Origin of the sequence: Paenarthrobacter sp. YJN-D (genome assembly GCF_015040335.1) — a bacterium.
Taxonomy (GTDB): domain Bacteria; phylum Actinomycetota; class Actinomycetes; order Actinomycetales; family Micrococcaceae; genus Arthrobacter; species Arthrobacter nicotinovorans.
In genome coordinates, this window is sequence record NZ_CP053549.1 from 2,554,173 (window position 1) to 2,571,973 (window position 17,801).

Genomic DNA, 17,801 nt, shown 5'->3' on the forward strand with positions numbered 1-17,801 from the left:
AGCTCCCAATCTACTTGAGACGGGGAGCTTGTGCTGACGGACCCACCCACGGGCTCACCGGGTTACCCATCCAGTACGTCCCTGCGGGGACGGTTTCGCCGCGCATGACCAACGACGCCGGACCAACAGTCCCGCCGTCACCGATACTGGCCGCGGGGAGGATGACGCCGTGCGGCCCCATCGTGGCCCCGTTGCCCAGTGTCACGGTGTCCAGGCTCATGACGCGATCATGGAACAGGTGCGTTTGGACGACGCAACCCCGGTTGACGGTGGAGTTCTCGCCCAAGGTTACGAGGTCGGCTTCGGGCAGCCAATAGCTTTCGCACCACGTGCCGCGGCCAATCTTTGCGCCGAGGCCGCGGAGCCACCACACCAGGGCCGGAGTGCCCGCCGCCGACCTGGCAAACCACGGCGCGCTGACCATTTCGATGAAGGTGTCCACCACCTCGTTGCGCCAAATGAACGAACTCCACAGGGGGTGTTCGCCGGCCCGGATGGTTCCCACCAGAACCCATTTGGCAACAATGGAGCTGAGCGCTGCCACCGCTCCAGCGGCCAGCATCACGATGCCGCACAGCAGGGCAGCAATCCAGTAGCCCCATCCGCGCGCGATCCAGTCCAGGAACACCATGACGGCCACGGCGATGGAAACAGTGAGGATGACGGGCACCAGCCGGCACAGTTCCCACAACGCCCGTGCCAGCTTGAGTTTGAACGGCGGCTTGAAGGTGCGGCTCTGGTCAGCGTCGACGGCGGTGCGGCGCAACCTTACAGGCGGGCTGCCCAGCCACGATGTTCCAGACTTCGCTTTGGCCGGGGTGGCTGACAATACCGCGACGAGGGAATTCTTGGGCACATTGCGTCCGGCAGCAGTCATGCCCGAGTTGCCGAGGAAGGAGCGTTTCCCGATCTTGGCCGGGGCAATCTTCATCCAGCCCCCACCGAGTTCGTAGGAAGCCACCATGGTGTCGTCGGCGAGGAACGCGCCGTCGCCGATGGTGGTCATCCTGGGGACCAGCAGCACCGTCGAGGCTTCCACGTTCTTGCCCACTTTGGCTCCCAGCAAGCGCAACCAGACAGGTGTGAACAGGCTGGCGTAGATGGGGAAGAGAAGGTCCCGTGCCATGTCCAGGAGGCGTTCAGTTGCCCACACCTGCCAGCCGATGCGGCTGCGGACGCGGTAATGCCCCTCTTTGAGTCCCACACCCAGGAGCCTGGCCATCAAAAGAATCAGAAGGAGGTTGCCGAGGAACCACACCAGCGCTGCCAACGGTGCGGAGAGGGCGATCCCGGGGAGCGCGGTTTCCAAGGAATCGTGTCCTTGGATGAAGGCGAGGATGACCATGGCACCGGCGAAGGCAGAGATGTAGGGGATCAGGGCGAGCAGGGCCGACGCGCCAGCAAAAGCAAGGAGCCACAGCCGGTCGACCGCCGAACGACGGATCATCGCTTCGGGCCAATCGTGTTTGGCCTTGCCGCGCCGTTCCGCCGGTGAGCCCGCCACCAGGTGGCCGGCCTTGACCTTGCCGAAAACTGCGGAGCCAGGCTCTACGTGGGCCCCGGCGCCGATGCTGGCTCCAGGCATGAGCGTGCTGCGGGAACCCACAACGGCGCCCGCTCCAACATGGACCTGGCCAATGTGGACCGAATCGCCATCCACCCACCAGCCGGACAGGTCCACCTCGGGCTCAATATTGACTCCGCTGCCCAGTGACAGGAGGCCAGTGACGGGCGGAAGCGAGTGAAGGTGCACGTCCCGGCCGATTTTGGCCCCGAGGGCACGCGCATAGTAGGGAACGAATGGGGCGCTGGCCAGCCCGATGGCGCCGGACAGGTCCTGGATCTGTTCGGCCAGCCACAGCCGCAAGTGGGTCTTGCCGGACCTGGGGTAGGTACCGGGCTCGACCCTTCCCAGCAGCAATCGTGCCGCCACCACGGAGATGGCCATGCGTCCCAGTGGGCTGACGAAGATCAGCCAGGACAAGCCGATCCACCACCAGGAAACGACCGGAGCGGCAGAAAAACCGGCGAAGTCAGCCAGCAACTTGTTGGCAGCCATGAGATAGGTCAGCCAACGCATTCCCACCAGGATGTGCAACGGAACGCCCATCAGGACTTGGAAGATCTGCGACTTCAAGGCGGTGGGGCGGACGGTTCGCTCGGCAGCGGGACCCGGGGCGCCGCCGTCGGGAAGTGACTGGCGGGCGGCGTCGATCAGTGCGCCGACGCGCGGTGTCGCGTAAATATCGGCGACGGTAATGGTGGGGTACCTGACGCGAAGGGCGGAGACGAGCTGGGCCGCTGCCAGAGACCCGCCACCGTAGGCGAAGAAATCGGCGTCGAGCGAACTCACGGGACTGCCGAGGACCGCTTCCCATTGCTCCACCACCCAGCGGGCGTCATCGGGCAGGTTCAACGGGGCGTTGCTCGCCTCCGTAGCGCCGGCGCCGGCCAGGGGCCAGGGGAGCGCATGGCGATCCACCTTGCCGCTGGTCTTGGTGGGCAACGAATCCACCACGGTCAGCAGGGGGACCAACGCAGCCGGGAGGCTTTCGCCAAGCAACCTGCGGGCTTCGTCCATGCTCAGCTCGTATCCGTCAACGGGAGCCAGATAGCCCACCAGGATCTGGTTGCCGGCCGCTGTCGTCTGCACGGCAGCAGCCGCACCGGCGACGCCGGGCAAGGACTGCAACGCTGCATCCACCTCGCCCAGTTCAATCCTGCGCCCGCCGAGTTTGACCTGTTCATCGGCCCGGCCCATGAAGATCAGGCCCTCGGCTTCGAACCGCACCAAGTCACCCGAGCGGTAGGCCCGGTCCCAGCCCAGCGTGGGCATGGGTGCGTACTTCTCGGCGTCCTTGGCGGGATCGAGGTAGCGCGCAAGGCCGACGCCGCCGATGATGAGTTCGCCGATGTCACCTTCGGCGACCGGAACGCCACTGGAATCGACGACGGCGAGGTCCCACCCGTCCAGCGGAAGCCCGATCCGCACGGGGCCGGGTCCGCCCAAGGGAGCGGCACACGCAACGACGGTGGCTTCCGTGGGGCCGTAGGTGTTCCAGACTTCGCGACCGTCCACAGCGAGCCGCTCGGCGAGCTCCGGAGGGCAGGCTTCGCCACCGAAAATGAGAAGACGCACGTTTTCCAGTGCCTCGGCCGGCCACAGGGCGGCGAGCGTCGGCACTGTGGACACCACGGTGATGCCGTGGTTGATCAGCCAGGGACCGAGGTCCATTCCGGTGCGAACCAGAGCGCGGGGCGCAGGCACCAGACACGCTCCATGGCGCCAGGCCAGCCACATCTCTTCGCACGAGGCGTCGAAGGCCACCGAGAGGCCGGCAAGCACCCGGTCCTGGGGGCCGATGGGTTCGGCCTGGAGGAAGAGCCTGGCTTCGGCGTCCACGAAGGCGGCGGACGAACGGTGCTTGACGGCTACACCCTTGGGAGTGCCGGTGGAGCCCGAAGTGAAAATGATCCACGAATCATCGTCCAGCCCAGGTCTCGCCGGACCGGAGAGAGGTTCGCGCGAAGCATCGGAAAGCCGGACGTCCAGCCCCGCACCGATGACTGCCGCCACTTTGGCCTCCCCGAACACCAAGCGTGCCCGTTCCTCGGGATCGTCGGCGTCGACGGGCACGTAGGCGGCCCCGGCCATCAGGATGCCGAGGATAGCCACGTAGAGCTCATTGGTTCCGGAAGGGATACGGACACCGATTTTCGCACCAGGGCCCAGACCCGCTGCGTTCAGGGTCCGGGCAAAAGAGCTGACGGCGGCGAGAAGTTCGGTGTAGCTAAGTGACTTGTGGCCGTCGTCCAGCGCTGAGGACTCCGGAAAGGAAGCCGCGGTGGCCTCCAGGATGTCCACGAGGGTACGTTCGGCAGGTGCTGCGGTGCCGCCCGGCAGCTGGGGGCGGTACGTGGTCAGGGCAGGCGTCTGCCCGGCCCCCACGGAATGTTCTGTGCTCACGGGGTCAGCTTTTCGCAGGAAGGTGAACAAAAGATGTCGGTGGCTTCTTGCCCGTCACAGTCCGTTGCTGCGATGTTCGCCTGAACGTCACCGGGAGTTTGGGGCCGGGCGCTGCCCCTACGGGCAAAGCCAGTCGTCACAGGACAAGCCGGTCGTCACAGGACAAGCCGGTCGTTACGGGACCAGCAGGACCTTGCCGGTGGTCCGGCGTCCCTCCAGGTCCCTGTGGGCCTGGGCCGCTTCGGCCAGGGGGTACGTGGCGCCGACCCTGACAGCAAGGGTGCCGTTGGCTGCGGCGTCGAAAATTTCGGCCGAGCGCCACCGGCGTTCCTGGGCATTCTGTACAAAGTGCGCCATGGTGGGCCTGGTGAGTGTTAACGAGCCTGCCGCGTTCAACCGCTGTGGATCAAACGGCGGGACCGGTCCCGAGGCTGCGCCGAACAGCACCATGGCCCCACGGATCCGCAGGCTTCTCAGAGAGTCATCGAAGGTGTCCTTGCCAACGCCGTCGTAGACGACGTTGACGCCCTCGCCGTCGGTGAGTTCACGGACCTTGTCGGCGAAGCCCTCATAGCGCAGGACGTCATCAGCCCCGGCGAGAGTGGACAGATCGGCCTTCTCGTCGGAGGACACGGTGGTGATGACCCGGGCCCCGCGGGCCTTCAGCAGTTGGGTCAACAGCAGGCCTACTCCGCCGGCTCCGGCGTGCAGAAGCACCGTGTGGCCGGGCTCAACCCGGAAAGAGGAGTTCATCAGGTAGTGGGCCGTTATTCCCTGCAGCGGCAGGGCGGCGGCGGTGTGGTCATCGACGCCGGCAGGAACCGGGAGCGCCCTGGCGGCGTCCACCAGGGCGTACTCCGCGTAGGTCCTGGTTCCTTCGGCCGTGGCAATGCGGTCGCCGATGGCAAACTCTTCAACGCCCTCGCCTACCGCCTCCACGACGCCGGCTGCTTCGGCGCCGGGGGTGAAGGGGTAGTCCACCTTGTAGGTGCCATTGCGCTGGTAGGTCTCGATGAAGTTGACCCCGGCAGCTGCGACTTTGATCAGCAGCTGCCCGGGGCCCGGTGCCGGTACTTCGACGGAAGCGAACTCGAGGACCTCCGGTCCTCCGGGCTGCTGTGCAACGATTGCGTGCGTCATGGTGGCTCCTTACTCCGGGGCGGACCTTCCGGTGCCCGGTTTCAGAACCCATCCTAGGGAGGTTGGGGCCTCCCGTGTCGAACGCCTAGAAGCGTCCGTGCGTCGATGCCACGGGGCAATCGAATCCGCGGCCCGCTGCCAGGCCGACTTCGTTCAGGTACCGGACCACGATGCCGTAGGACTGCATCAGCGTGGTTTCGGTGTAGGAGATCGAATGCTTGGCGCAGAATTCGCGGACGATCTTTGTGGCCTTGTACAAGTGGGGGCGGGCCATGTCAGGGAACAAGTGGTGCTCCACCTGACGGTTGAGTCCGCCGAGGAGGAAGTCCATGAAGATGCCGCCGGAGATGTTGCGCGAGGTCAGGATCTGACGGTTGAGGAAGTCCACGCGGCTGTCCTTGGGGAGGACGGGCATGCCCTTGTGGTTCGGCGCAAACGAAGCTCCCATGTAGAAGCCGTAGACCATGATCTGGACACCGAGGAAGGCAAAAGCCATCCCGATGGGCAGGAAGGTGAAAGCCAGTACGGGAAGGGCCGTGAGCCTTGCCAGCAGGATGGGTGCCTCTACCCAGCGGTGACGTACGTTCTGCTTGCCGAGCACGAAACGAAGCGAGTCGAACTGAAGGCTCAGGCCAAGCAGCGTCAGGAGGGGGAAGAAGAACCACCCCTGCTTCTTGGTGAGGAACGCCAGGCGGCCCTTGCGTTCTGCCGCTGCATCCTCGTAGAAGACCAAGGCGTTGTTCCGGATGTCGGGGTCCTTGGAAATGACGTTGGGGTGGTTGTGGTGGGCGCCGTGTTTCTGTTCCCACCAGGAGTAGCTGATGCCGGCAATGCCTGTGGCCAGGAGGCGGGCTGACCAATCGTTGGCGCGGCGTGAAGCGAAGATCTGCTTGTGTCCGGCCTCATGGGCCAGGAAGCTGAGCTGCGTGCAGAGAATACCGACTGCGGCGGCGATGAGGAGTTGGTACCAGGACTCGCCCAAGAGGGCGAAGCCGAGCCAGGTGCCGGCCATGAGCAGTATCAGGGCTACGAAAACCCAGATGTAGAAGCCGCTGCGGCGCTCAAGGAGCCCTGCGGACTTGACGGTCTTGAGGAGCTCTGAGTAGCTCTGAACGACGGGATTTGGCTGAATTGCGCGTGCTTTGGGGCGCTCAGCGGTGGACGTGGGTGCCATATATGTGCCCCGTATCGCTAACGGGCAACGCTGCAGCCGACGTTCGGACTGCACGGTCTGGATCACCCTCCACTAAGCATACGCGCAATGTCCTAACAAATGTGACAGCTCACATCGGGCATGCATAAATATCGGACAGCATGAATATTCTTGCTGTATAGTGGAGTTATGACTATTTCTGTTGCCGTCTCCGGTGCCAGCGGCTACGCCGGGGGAGAAGTGCTGCGCTTGCTTGCGGGCCATCCGAACGTCACCATCGGTGCCATTACCGCACACAGCAACGCCGGTTCCAGACTAGGGGAGTTGCAGCCACATCTCCACGGTTTGGCCAGCCGGATACTGGAAGACACCACGGTGGAGAACCTCTCCGGCCATGACGTTGTGTTCCTGGCCCTGCCGCATGGCACCTCTGCCGGGATCGCGGCACAGTTGCCGGAAGGTACTGTAGTCATCGACGCCGGCGCGGACCACCGCTTGCAGGACGCCTCAGCGTGGGAGAAGTTTTACGGCTCCGAACATGCGGGCACGTGGCCGTACGGCCTGCCCGAACTGCCGGGCCAGCGCGAGGTTCTCAAGGGCGCAACCAGGATCGCCGTGCCTGGCTGCTATCCGACGTCGGCCCTGCTGGCCTTGACGCCAGGGTTCGCCAACAATCTCCTCCAGCCGGACGACGTCGTGATTGTTTCCGCCTCAGGCACCTCAGGTGCCGGCAAAGCGGCCAAGGTCAACCTGATCGGCTCGGAGGTCATGGGTTCCATGAGCCCCTACGGCGTGGGTGGCGGTCATCGCCACACGCCTGAGATCGAACAGGGACTGTCCAATGCGGCAGGGGAATCCGTGACAGTGTCGTTCACCCCTACGCTCGCTCCGATGAGCCGCGGCATCCTCACCACTGCTACAGCGAAAGTGCGGCTGCAGGATGGTCGCAGTGTCGCTGAAGCCGAGCTTCGCCAGGCGTGGGCGGATGCCTACGACGACGAACCGTTCGTGCACCTGCTGCCCGAGGGCCAGTGGCCAACCACCAAGTCGGTGCAGGGTTCCAACCATGCCGTCATGCAGCTGGCGTTCGACCAGCACACCGGCCGTGTCATCGTCACCTGCGCCATCGACAACCTCACCAAGGGGACAGCCGGCGGAGCCGTGCAGTCCATGAACATTGCCCTCGGCCTGGACGAAACAGCCGGCCTGAACCTGCAGGGAGTTGCACCGTGACCATTACCGCACCCAAGGGATTCCGGGCCGCCGGCATCACAGCCGGCATCAAGGCCTCAGGCAAGCCGGATCTGGCACTCGTCGTCAACGATGGTCCGTCCAAGGCGGCCGCCGCGGTTTTCACCTCCAACCGGGTGGCAGCTGCCCCTGTTCACTGGTCCCGCCAAGTTGTCAGCGATGGCCGCGTGGACGCCGTAGTGCTGAACTCCGGTGGCGCCAACGCCTGCACCGGTCCGCAGGGCTTCCAGAACACCCACGCAACCGCTGAGAAAGTGGCGGCGGTGCTGGGAATCTCAGCTTCCGACGTCGTGGTGTGCTCCACCGGGCTGATCGGCGAGCAGCTGCCCATGGACAAAATCATCCCGGGTGTCGAAGCCGCCGCCAAGGAGCTCTCAGAGGACGGTGGCGCAGCCGCGGCAACCGCCATCATGACCACGGACAGCGTCTCCAAGGAAGCTGTCTTCGCGGGTAAGGATGCGGAAGGCAAGCCGTTCACCGTCGGCGGTATCGCCAAGGGTGCGGGGATGCTGGCTCCAGGCCTGGCCACCATGCTGGTGGTCCTTACCACCGACGCTGAAGTACCTGCGAACGAGCTCGACGTAGTGCTCCGGGACGCCACGCGCGTCACGTTCGACCGTGCAGACTCGGATGGCTGCATGTCCACGAACGACACCGTGGTGCTGCTCGCTTCAGGTGCTTCCGAGGCCCTGCCGTCGGCAGAGCAACTCAGCGAAGCGGTAACCGCCGTCTGCGCTGAGCTTGCCCGCAAGCTGATCGGCGACGCCGAAGGTGCCAGCCACGACATCGCCATCCGCACCTTCAATGCCGCCAGCGAACGTGACGCTGAAACCGTCAGCCGCTCCGTGGCCCGCTCCAACCTCTTCAAAGCGGCCATCTTCGGCAAAGACCCCAACTGGGGACGCGTGCTGTCCGCCGTAGGAACCACCGACGCTGTGTTCGAAGCGGACCAGCTCAACGTCGCCATGAACGGCATCCAGATCTGCCGCAACGGTGCGATCGGTGATGACCGGAACCTGGTGGACCTCGAACCGCGCGAAGTGCTCGTGGAAATTGATCTCCAGGCCGGCGACGCCGAAGCGACTATTTGGACCAATGACCTCACGCACGACTACGTGCACGAGAACAGCGCCTACTCGAGCTGAGCGGAATGACGATGACTGCGCACACCCGCGAGAAGACTGCACCGGGCTACGTCTCGGCCGAATCAGCACAGGACAAGGCTGGCACGCTGATCGAGGCACTGCCTTGGATCCAGCGTTTCGCCGGCACCACCATGGTGATCAAGTACGGCGGAAACGCCATGGTCAACGATGACCTTCGGCGTGCCTTCGCCGAGGACATCGTGTTCCTCCACCACGTAGGTATCCACCCGGTGGTGGTCCACGGCGGAGGTCCCCAGATCAACTCCATGCTGGGCCGGCTCGGCATCGAGTCCGAGTTCAAAGGCGGCCTGCGCGTCACCACCCCCGAAGCCATGGACGTTGTCCGCATGGTCCTCACGGGCCAGGTAGGACGCGAACTCGTTGGCCTCATCAACTCCCACGGCCCGTACGCGGTGGGCATGTCCGGCGAAGACGGTGGACTGCTGCGCGCCGTCCGGACCGGCACCGTGGTGGACGGCGAGGAAGTCGACCTCGGCCTGGTGGGCGAAGTCGTCGGCGTGGACCCCGCCGGTATCAAGGACATCCTCGACGCGGGCCGCATCCCCGTGATTTCTACGGTCGCCCCCGAGATCACTGAGGAAGGCAACGGTTTCCAGACCACAGGCCAGGTCCTCAACGTCAACGCGGACACCGCCGCAGCCGCGGTAGCGTCAGCCTTGGGCGCCACCAAGCTGGTCATCCTCACCGACGTCGAAGGCCTCTACGCCAACTGGCCGGACAAGTCCTCGCTGATCTCCTCCCTGACGGCCTCCGAACTCCGTGAAATGCTGCCCCGCCTCGAGTCCGGAATGATCCCGAAGATGGCCGCGTGCCTGAAGGCCATCGACAAAGGCGTGGAACGCGCACACATCGTCGACGGCCGCCTGCCGCACTCGATGCTGCTGGAAACCTTTACGACGGCGGGCATCGGCACCCAGGTAGTACCCGACGAGGAAGTGAACGCATGAGCGAAACTGTTGGCCTCAGCCCGACCGGCGATGGACCCCCCGCCCGCTTCGCGGTGCCCGACCACACCCGGGGGTCCATCGCCGGATCGGACGCCAAAGCTTCCGTCATTACTGGAGTGAGTAATGGCGCGGACTGGCTTGCCCGTTACTCGTCGTCGCTCATGGGTGTCTTCGGGACCCCGCAGCGGGTTCTTGTCCGTGGCGCCGGCTGCCTTGTGTGGGACGCCGACGGCAAGGAATACCTGGACCTCCTGGGCGGTATCGCCGTGAACGCGCTGGGCCACGCCCACCCGTTCGTCACCTCGGTGATTTCCAGCCAGTTGGCCACGCTGGGCCATGTTTCCAACTTCTTCACCAGCCCCACCCAGATTGCCCTTGCCGAGAAGCTGCTGTCCCTGAGCAAGGCACCGGCCGGGTCCAAGGTGTTCTTCGCGAACTCCGGCACGGAAGCGAACGAGGCGGCCTTCAAGCTCGCGCGGCGGAACAACGCCGACGGCAAGCGCACCAAGATCATTGCCCTTGCAGGCGCCTTCCACGGCCGCACCATGGGTGCTTTGGCGCTCACTGCCAAAGAGGCCTACCGTGCGCCTTTCGAGCCACTGCCCGGTGGCGTGGTCCACATCCCGTTCAACGACATCGACGCCTTGCGCGCCGCCGTCGACGATTCCACCGCGGCCGTATTCCTGGAACCGATCCAGGGCGAAGCGGGCGTCCGGCCCCTCAGTACCGAATACCTGCGGGCTGCCCGCGAGGCCACCAGCGCCGCGGGCGCGCTGCTGATCCTGGACGAAGTCCAAACAGGCATCGGCCGCACCGGCAAATGGTTGGCAAGCGAAGACGCGGGCATCGTGCCCGACGCCGTGACCCTCGCCAAGGGACTCGGTGGCGGCTTCCCCGTAGGAGCTCTGGTCACGTTCGGCAGTACGACGTCGGCTCTGCTCACCGCCGGGCAGCACGGCACCACTTTCGGCGGAAACCCCGTGGCCACCGCCGCCGCGCTTGCCACGCTTCACGCGATCGAAAGCCAGGGTGTCCTGCAGAATGTGCTCGCTGTTGGAGCGCACCTGCGCGACGGCCTCGCCGCACATGAGGCTGTGACCGAAGTCCGCGGAGAAGGCCTTCTCATCGGCTTTGACGTGGACGCCGACGTAGCACCGGCCATGGTGACAGCGGCCCTGGATGCCGGATTCATTATCAACAGCCCCGGCCCGCGGACCATCCGCCTGGCGCCCCCGCTGATCCTGACCATCGAACAGGCAGACCGGTTCCTGACCGCCCTGCCGGCATTGATCTCCACGGCCAAGGCCACGAATTCCAAGGACAACAAGTGAGCATTTCCACCCGTCACTTCCTCAAAGACACCGACCTGAGCCCGGCTGAGCAGGCCGAGGTTCTGGAACTCGCAGCCCGGATGAAGGCCGCGCCGTACAGCGTGCAGCCCTTCGCCGGGGAAGGCAACGGCCGGAAGACGGTCGCGGTGATCTTCGACAAGACGTCCACCCGGACACGTGTCTCCTTCGCCACGGGCATCGCCGACATGGGTGGCAACGCCTTGATCATCAATCCCGGTGAAGCGCAGATCGGTCACAAGGAATCCGTGGAGGACACCGCGAAGGTCCTGGAGCGCATGGTCTCCACCATTGTGTGGCGCACCGGAGCCCACTCGGGCCTGGTGGCCATGGCGGAAAACTCCAAGGTCCCCGTCATCAACGCCCTGTGCGACGACTACCACCCGTGCCAGCTCCTTGCCGACCTCCTGGCCGTCAAGGAACACAAGGGGGAGCTCGCAGGATTGACCATGGCCTACTTGGGTGATGCTGCGAACAACATGGCCAACTCCTACCTCCTGGCGGGAGTTACCGCGGGAATGCACGTCCGCATCTCCGGTCCCGAAGGCTACCTCCCGGCACCGGAAATCGTCGCGGCCGCGGAAGAGCGCGCCGCTGAAACCGGTGGTTCCGTCCTGATCACCAGCGATGCCGCCGAAGCCCTCAAAGGTGCAGATGTCGTGGCAACGGACACCTGGGTGTCCATGGGCCAGGAAGCGGAGAAGGAAGCACGCCTGCAACTGTTCCGCGACTACTCCGTGGACGAGGCTGCCATGGCGCAGGCCGCGCCGGACGCCGTCGTCCTCCACTGCCTCCCGGCATACCGCGGTTACGAGATTTCGGCCGGCGTCATTGACGGACCGCAGTCCATCGTCTGGGATGAGGCAGAGAACCGGCTCCACGCCCAGAAGGCCCTCATGGCCTGGCTGATGCACCGCTCCGGGCTTGCGTTCGTTGAGGGCCTCTCTCCCGTCGAAGGCACCTCTGCCCTGGAGAGCACTGGGGAGAGCACGTTCTAGTGTCCGCCAACCCGTCCGTGCCGGGCGCAAGCCCGGCCACCAAGACCGCCCGACAGGCCCGCATCACTGCGATCCTGACGGGTGAGTCCGTGCGTTCCCAAGCAGAGCTTGCAGCCCTGCTCGCGGACGACGGCGTGCAGGTCACCCAGGCCACACTGTCCCGCGACCTCGTGGAACTGGGCGCGGTGCGCGTCCGCGGCAAGGATGGAGCATTGGTCTACGCCGTGCCGGGGGAGGGCGGCGACCGCAACGCCAAGAGCGGGGTCACCCAGGAAATTCTCGACGCGCGGCTGACCCGGCTCTGCGGCGAACTCCTGGTAACCGCCGAGGCATCGGGCAACATCGTGGTGCTCCGCACCCCGCCGGGGGCAGCGAACTTCCTGGCACTGGCCGTTGACCACTCCGTGATGCCGTCGGTATTGGGTACGATCGCAGGCGACGATACTTTGCTGCTGGTCGCACGGGATCCCGATGGCGGGGCAGAGCTAGCGGCCAGATTCCTGCGGATGGCCGAGGAAGCCGGCCCCGGCAACTAACTGCTTTACACAGCACTGATTCACACAGCATTTGATTCGAATGAACCAAGCAACAACAAAGGAGCACTCTCGTGACTGAGCGCATTGTTCTGGCCTACTCCGGTGGCCTTGATACGTCCGTAGCCATCGGCTGGATCGGTGAAGCCACCGGTGCCGAGGTCATCGCCGTGGCCGTTGACGTCGGACAGGGTGGCGAGTCCCTGGAGACCATCCGCCAGCGCGCCCTCGGCTGCGGCGCCGTCGAGGCCTACGTCGCGGACGCCCGCGACGAGTTCGCCAACGAGTACGCCATGCCGACGCTGAAGGCCAACGCGCTCTACCAGGGCCACTACCCGCTGGTTTCGGCGATCTCCCGTCCGGTCATCGTGAAGCACCTGGTGAAGGCTGCCCGCGAATTCGGCGCCACCACCGTTGCCCACGGCTGCACCGGCAAGGGCAACGACCAGGTCCGCTTCGAAGTCGGCATCCAGACCCTCGGCCCGGACCTGAAGTGCATCGCACCCGTCCGCGACCTCGCACTGACCCGCGACAAGGCCATCGCCTTCGCTGAGGAAAAGGGCCTGCCGATCGAGACCACCAAGAAGAACCCGTACTCGATCGACCAGAACGTCTGGGGACGCGCCGTCGAAACCGGTTACCTTGAGGACATCTGGAACGCTCCCACCAAGGACATCTACGACTACACCGCCACCCCGGAATTCCCGCCGGCACCGGACGAGGTCATCATTTCCTTCCAGGCCGGCGTGCCGGTAGCCATCGACGGCGTCAAGGTCACCCCGCTGCAGGCCATCCAGGAACTCAACCGCCGTGCGGGCGCGCAGGGCGTTGGCCGCATCGACGTCGTCGAGGACCGCCTTGTGGGCATCAAGTCCCGCGAAATCTACGAAGCCCCGGGCGCCATGGCGCTGATCACCGCGCACAAGCACCTCGAGGACATCACCATCGAGCGCGAGCAGGCCCGCTTCAAGGCCACCGTTGGCCAGCGCTGGGCAGAACTCGTGTACGACGGACAGTGGTTCTCCCCGCTCAAGCGCTCCCTGGACGCCTTCATCGAGGACACCCAGAAGTACGTCTCCGGTGACATCCGCATGGTCCTGCACGGCGGCCAGGCAGTCGTCAACGGACGTCGCTCCGAGACCTCGCTTTACGACTTCGACCTCGCCACCTACGACACCGGCGACACCTTCGACCAGTCCATGGCACGCGGCTTCATCGAGCTGTGGGGCATGTCCTCGAAGGTAGCCTCCGGCCGCGACCTCCGCGTCGCAGGCGAGTGACGCCGCAGCAGGGCCCCGGGACGCAGGGGTCCCCGGCGGCCGAGCGTAGCGAGGTAGGGGAGCGTTCAGGGACAAATGAAGGTGCACTGTGGGGCGGCCGGTTCGCCGGCGGCCCCGCGGATGCGCTGGCCGCACTGAGCAAGTCCACCCACTTTGATTGGCGGCTTGCCCGTTACGACATCGCCGGTTCCAAGGCCCACGCCCGCGTGCTGGCCAAGGCCGGACTTTTGGACGACGCCGAGCTCGAAGGCATGCTCGCAGCCCTCACGCAGTTGGACGAAGACGTCGCGAGCGGCGCCTATCTCCCGGCCGAGAGCGACGAGGACGTGCACGGGTCACTGGAACGCGGACTGATTGAGCGTGCCGGGACCCAGTTGGGCGGCAAGCTCCGCGCCGGCCGTTCACGCAACGACCAAGTGGCCACCCTTGGCCGCATGTTCCTGCGGGACCACGCCCGGATCATCGCCCAGGGTGTCCTTGCCACCATCGATGCCCTCGTTGAGCAGGCAAAGGCACACCATGGTGTCGCCATGCCTGGCCGTACCCACTTGCAGCATGCCCAGCCGGTTCTCCTGAGCCACCACCTGCTGGCCCATGCCTGGGCTTTGCTGCGCGATGTGCAGCGGCTCCAGGACTGGGACAAGCGCGCCGGTGTTTCGCCGTATGGTTCCGGTGCCTTGGCTGGTTCGTCCCTTGGGCTGGATCCTGAAGCTGTTGCCGCGGACCTCGGTTTCTTCTCGGCCGTGCACAACTCGATCGACGGCACGGCTTCACGTGATGTCTTTGCCGAGTTCGCCTGGGTTTGCTCCATGATTGGCGTTGACCTGTCCCGGATTTCCGAGGAAGTCATTTTCTGGGCCACCAAGGAGTTCTCCTTCGTCACGCTGCATGACTCGTACTCCACGGGGTCCTCGATCATGCCGCAGAAGAAGAACCCGGATGTTGCCGAGCTCGCGCGCGGCAAGGCGGGACGCCTCATCGGCAACCTGACCGGCCTCCTCGCGACGCTCAAAGGCCTGCCGCTCGCGTACAACCGCGATCTGCAGGAAGACAAGGAGCCGGTCTTCGACGCCGCAGACACCCTGGAGCTCTTGCTCCCGGCCGTGTCCGGCATGATCGCCACGCTCACGTTCAACACCGAGCGGATGGAATCACTGGCACCCCAGGGCTTTGCGCTGGCGACCGATATCGCCGAATGGCTGGTCCGCCAGGGCGTTCCGTTCCGCGAGGCACACGAGCTCTCCGGGGCAGCGGTGAAGCAGGCCGAAGGCCGGGGCGTGGAACTGTGGGATCTCACGGACGAAGAGTACGCAGCGATTTCGGAGCACCTGACGCCCGAGGTCCGCTCTGTGCTGAGCACCGAAGGTTCCCTCAACAGCCGCAACTCGCAAGGCGGAACCGCACCGGCCGCCGTCGAACGCCAACTGGCTGCTTTGGAAGCTGAACTGGACGCAGCGCGCTCCTACGCGTTGTAACCCTCGTCCGCCGGGAGCGGGACGGTGCCTGAAGGCGCCGTCCCGCTCTTCGTTTAACTCTGCGTTAGCATGGCGATATGACCCGGATCACCCCAGAGACGCTGCCCGCAGAGCTTCACAAAGCCGCCGGCACCGTCACCCGACTCCTTGCCAAAATGGACGACGCGTCCGTAGCCGAACCCTCGGAACTTCCCGGTTGGACCCGTGGACACGTCCTTGCCCATATCAGGGGCATTGCCGACGCGATGGCACGCCAGCTCGAATATGCACGCCGTGGAGAAACCATCGAACTGTACGACGGCGGCATGGAAGGACGCACGAAAGCGATTGAACTGGCCGCCGGTCACAGCCTTGCGCAGCACACGGAGTCCGTCACCGCTGCGCTGGATTCCGCCCTCGCCGCATTCGACGCCTTGGGTCCTGACGACTGGCAAGCCCGGATTGCCTATCGGGACGGAACAGTCCTCGACGGCGGCCTGGCGCTGTGGCGCGAACTCACCATCCATGCCGCGGACCTGCGTCTGGGATTCGGACCGGAGACCTGGAGCCGCCCGTTCTGCGAACACCTCGTGGGTTTCCTGGCCGCGCGCGTGCCCGGGAAATACAAGCTGGTCCTGCAGCCTACCGGCCTTCCGCAGCTGAGCATCGGCAGCGGTGGCACGTCGATTGCGATCACCGGCATGCTGACGGACATCGCAGCGTGGTTGGCGGGTCGCGAACCGAGCCTCGGCAGCCTCCGGGCAACTGCGGCCGCCGACGGCGTCGAACTGCCCGAACTTCTGCCCTGGCCGGCCGCCCAACCCGCTGCCCGTTAGTCCACCGACGCTTCCTCACGTTCCGTGTGTTTGGTGCGGTCGCTTGCTCACGTTCCGCGTGTTTGGTCCGGACGCTTGCTCACGCCCAGTCGACTCAACAGCGCGACGCCGGCACTAGGCGTGGGTGCCGACGACGGCTGCCGTGCGGGAGGGATGGACCGCAACGGGCTTTGCCGCCGCACGCCACAAATGCATGGTGGCGTAGGAGCGCCAAGGGCTGACTTCCCGGAAGTCGGCACTGAGTCCCGCCCCTGACGGAAGGACCTTCAAGCCGTTCCGGACCGCAGCATCGTTGGCCAGCAGAATGTCCGGAGCGCCGAGCACGCGCATCGCGACGTATCCCACGGTCCACGGCCCCACCCCGGGCAAGGGGAGCAGCTTGCGTCCAAGGCTTTCGACGTCGTCGCCGTAGTCGAAATCAAGTGTCCCGGTAGCCATGGCCTCCGCAGCTGACACGATGGAGTCGATGCGACGCCGGGGTCCCCGGAGCAGGGCCCGGCCGTGCTCGGCGAGTTCTGCCGCCGTCGGAAACAGTCGATCCAAACCCGGTCCGCCCACACCGGCGGGGGAGCCGGCGTCCGACAACTGTGTGAGGGCCGTGCGGGCGGCGGCGACGGTGATCTGTTGACCGATCATCGCCCGGATCAGCAGTTCCTGGGGATCCACCGCGCCGGGAACCCGGATACCGGGAATGGCCGGGATTCTGCCGGACAGACGGGGGTCTATGGCAAGGGCGTCATCGATCGCCTGCGGATCGGCGTCGAGGTCGAACAGTCTCCGGACCCGGCTCAACAGTGCCGGGAGGTCGTGGAGATCCAGGGCGTTGACCGTCAGTTGCAGGGGCTTTCCACGGGATTCGGGGTTGAAGGAGACAGAGAAGGATGCGTTGCCTCGAGGCAGGCGCAGGGTGCGTGCGTAGCTCCGGGTTCCGTCCGCCGAGGTGTCCGCAGACTCGATGCCGGGAACTGCGCGTACTGCCAGGAAGTCGAAGATTCCGGGGTCGAACGGTTCCCTATAGGGCAGGTTCAGTGTCAGCGCCGAGGGCGTGGCCTCCGAAACCCCGGAACCACGGCGCAGGCCGGTCTTCGCCCCGGTGGCGCGTAACGCCGTCGGGGTCATGGCGAACACTTCACCGATGGTGTCGTTGAATTGGCGCACGCTGTTGAACCCGGAAGCGAATGCGACATCTGCCAGAAGCATGTCCGTAGAGACCAACAGGGTCCTGGCCGTCTGCGCTCTGCTTGCCCGTGCAAGGGAGAGCGGGCTCGCGCCCAGTTCATGGCTGAGGATGCGGTTGAGATGGCGGGCTGAGTACCCCAAACGGTGCGCCAGGCCATCGACGCCTTCGCGGGTTATGACACCGTCGTTGATCAATCGCATGGCGCGGCCGGCGATATCGGAACGGAGGTTCCACGCGGGCGTCCCGGGAACCGCTTCGGGCAGGCATCGCTTGCAGGCCCGGTAGCCGGCCTCGTGCGCTGCCGCCGATGTTTCATAGAACGTGACGTTCTCGGCCTTGGGTGTCCGGGCGGGACAGGATGGCCTGCAATAGATGCCGGTGGACCTGACGGCTGTGAAGAATTGACCGTCGAACCGGGTGTCGCGGGCGTCGATTGCCCGGTAGCGCTGCCAGAAGTCCATGGCTTCATCCTGCCAGCCGCCCCGGGTCGGTGCTAGCGGAAATCGGACATGTCCGTTACGGGGGTTGTTGCTAGGGTCTGGTCATG

The 17,801-nt window shown here is 65.3% G+C and carries 13 protein-coding genes; 9 read left to right on the top strand and 4 right to left on the bottom strand.

The window, feature by feature from the left end; genetic code table 11:
* Positions 1 to 10 precede the first annotated feature (10 nt).
* The 3 genes from HMI60_RS11905 to HMI60_RS11915 form a co-directional block, all read right to left on the bottom strand.
* Entirely contained in the window at positions 11 to 3,967 is a 3,957-nt protein-coding gene (locus tag HMI60_RS11905; RefSeq protein WP_193589707.1) for a Pls/PosA family non-ribosomal peptide synthetase, read from the bottom strand.
* 174 nt (positions 3,968 to 4,141) lie between these two features.
* Entirely contained in the window at positions 4,142 to 5,107 is a 966-nt protein-coding gene (locus tag HMI60_RS11910; RefSeq protein WP_018779110.1) for a quinone oxidoreductase, read from the bottom strand.
* 85 nt (positions 5,108 to 5,192) lie between these two features.
* Positions 5,193 to 6,281 (bottom strand): acyl-CoA desaturase, encoded by a 1,089-nt coding sequence (locus HMI60_RS11915; RefSeq protein WP_018779111.1) that lies wholly within the window; start codon positions 6,279 to 6,281, stop codon positions 5,193 to 5,195.
* 168 nt (positions 6,282 to 6,449) lie between these two features.
* Here HMI60_RS11915 and argC point away from each other — a divergent pair, with 168 nt between their 5' ends.
* The 9 genes from argC (at position 6,450) to HMI60_RS11960 (ending at position 16,074) form a co-directional block, all read left to right on the top strand.
* The gene (gene argC, locus HMI60_RS11920) at positions 6,450 to 7,493 is read left to right on the top strand and encodes an N-acetyl-gamma-glutamyl-phosphate reductase (protein ID WP_193589708.1); all 1,044 of its coding nucleotides are present in this window, start codon (positions 6,450 to 6,452) and stop codon (positions 7,491 to 7,493) included.
* Positions 7,490 to 8,656, top strand: a complete 1,167-nt coding sequence (gene argJ / locus HMI60_RS11925) for a bifunctional glutamate N-acetyltransferase/amino-acid acetyltransferase ArgJ (RefSeq protein WP_039240658.1) — start codon at positions 7,490 to 7,492, stop codon at positions 8,654 to 8,656. Before argC ends, argJ begins: the two co-directional genes overlap by 4 nt.
* Before the next feature lie 11 nt (positions 8,657 to 8,667).
* Positions 8,668 to 9,624: an acetylglutamate kinase gene (gene argB / locus HMI60_RS11930; protein WP_370584005.1), complete on the top strand. Its 957-nt coding sequence runs from the start codon at positions 8,668 to 8,670 to the stop codon at positions 9,622 to 9,624.
* Positions 9,621 to 10,955, top strand: coding sequence for an acetylornithine transaminase (locus tag HMI60_RS11935; RefSeq protein WP_193589710.1), 1,335 nt, complete (start codon positions 9,621 to 9,623; stop codon positions 10,953 to 10,955). The genes argB and HMI60_RS11935 overlap by 4 nt, the downstream gene beginning before the upstream one ends.
* Positions 10,952 to 11,971 carry an ornithine carbamoyltransferase gene (gene argF, locus HMI60_RS11940; RefSeq protein ID WP_193589711.1) on the top strand — a complete coding sequence of 340 codons (1,020 nt, stop codon included), beginning with the start codon at positions 10,952 to 10,954 and terminating at the stop codon, positions 11,969 to 11,971. The genes HMI60_RS11935 and argF overlap by 4 nt, the downstream gene beginning before the upstream one ends.
* Positions 11,971 to 12,507: an arginine repressor gene (locus HMI60_RS11945; RefSeq protein ID WP_039240660.1), complete on the top strand. Its 537-nt coding sequence runs from the start codon at positions 11,971 to 11,973 to the stop codon at positions 12,505 to 12,507. The genes argF and HMI60_RS11945 overlap by 1 nt, the downstream gene beginning before the upstream one ends.
* Before the next feature lie 71 nt (positions 12,508 to 12,578).
* Positions 12,579 to 13,784 (top strand): argininosuccinate synthase, encoded by a 1,206-nt coding sequence (locus HMI60_RS11950; RefSeq protein WP_193589712.1) that lies wholly within the window; start codon positions 12,579 to 12,581, stop codon positions 13,782 to 13,784.
* A complete protein-coding gene (gene argH / locus HMI60_RS11955; RefSeq protein ID WP_039240662.1) occupies positions 13,781 to 15,259 on the top strand; it encodes an argininosuccinate lyase in 1,479 nt (492 codons plus the stop codon). Before HMI60_RS11950 ends, argH begins: the two co-directional genes overlap by 4 nt.
* A 77-nt stretch (positions 15,260 to 15,336) precedes the next feature.
* Positions 15,337 to 16,074 carry a maleylpyruvate isomerase family mycothiol-dependent enzyme gene (locus tag HMI60_RS11960; RefSeq protein ID WP_039240664.1) on the top strand — a complete coding sequence of 246 codons (738 nt, stop codon included), beginning with the start codon at positions 15,337 to 15,339 and terminating at the stop codon, positions 16,072 to 16,074.
* Positions 16,075 to 16,188: 114 nt separating this feature from the next.
* On the opposite strand, the gene HMI60_RS11965 is transcribed toward HMI60_RS11960, so the two are convergent.
* Entirely contained in the window at positions 16,189 to 17,715 is a 1,527-nt protein-coding gene (locus tag HMI60_RS11965; RefSeq protein ID WP_193589713.1) for a DNA-3-methyladenine glycosylase 2 family protein, read from the bottom strand.
* Positions 17,716 to 17,801: the final 86 nt, after the last annotated feature.

What these genes read in the sequence shown, in the direction of transcription:
- HMI60_RS11960 (WP_039240664.1), top strand. Translation starts at nt 15,337, where the DNA reads ATGACCCGGATCACCCCAGAGACGCTGCCCGCAGAGCTTCACAAAGCC.
- argC (WP_193589708.1), top strand. Translation starts at nt 6,450, where the DNA reads ATGACTATTTCTGTTGCCGTCTCCGGTGCCAGCGGCTACGCCGGGGGA.
- HMI60_RS11965 (WP_193589713.1), bottom strand. Translation starts at nt 17,715, where the DNA reads ATGGACTTCTGGCAGCGCTACCGGGCAATCGACGCCCGCGACACCCGG.
- HMI60_RS11935 (WP_193589710.1), top strand. Translation starts at nt 9,621, where the DNA reads ATGAGCGAAACTGTTGGCCTCAGCCCGACCGGCGATGGACCCCCCGCC.
- argB (WP_370584005.1), top strand. Translation starts at nt 8,668, where the DNA reads ATGACTGCGCACACCCGCGAGAAGACTGCACCGGGCTACGTCTCGGCC.
- HMI60_RS11915 (WP_018779111.1), bottom strand. Translation starts at nt 6,281, where the DNA reads ATGGCACCCACGTCCACCGCTGAGCGCCCCAAAGCACGCGCAATTCAG.
- HMI60_RS11910 (WP_018779110.1), bottom strand. Translation starts at nt 5,107, where the DNA reads ATGACGCACGCAATCGTTGCACAGCAGCCCGGAGGACCGGAGGTCCTC.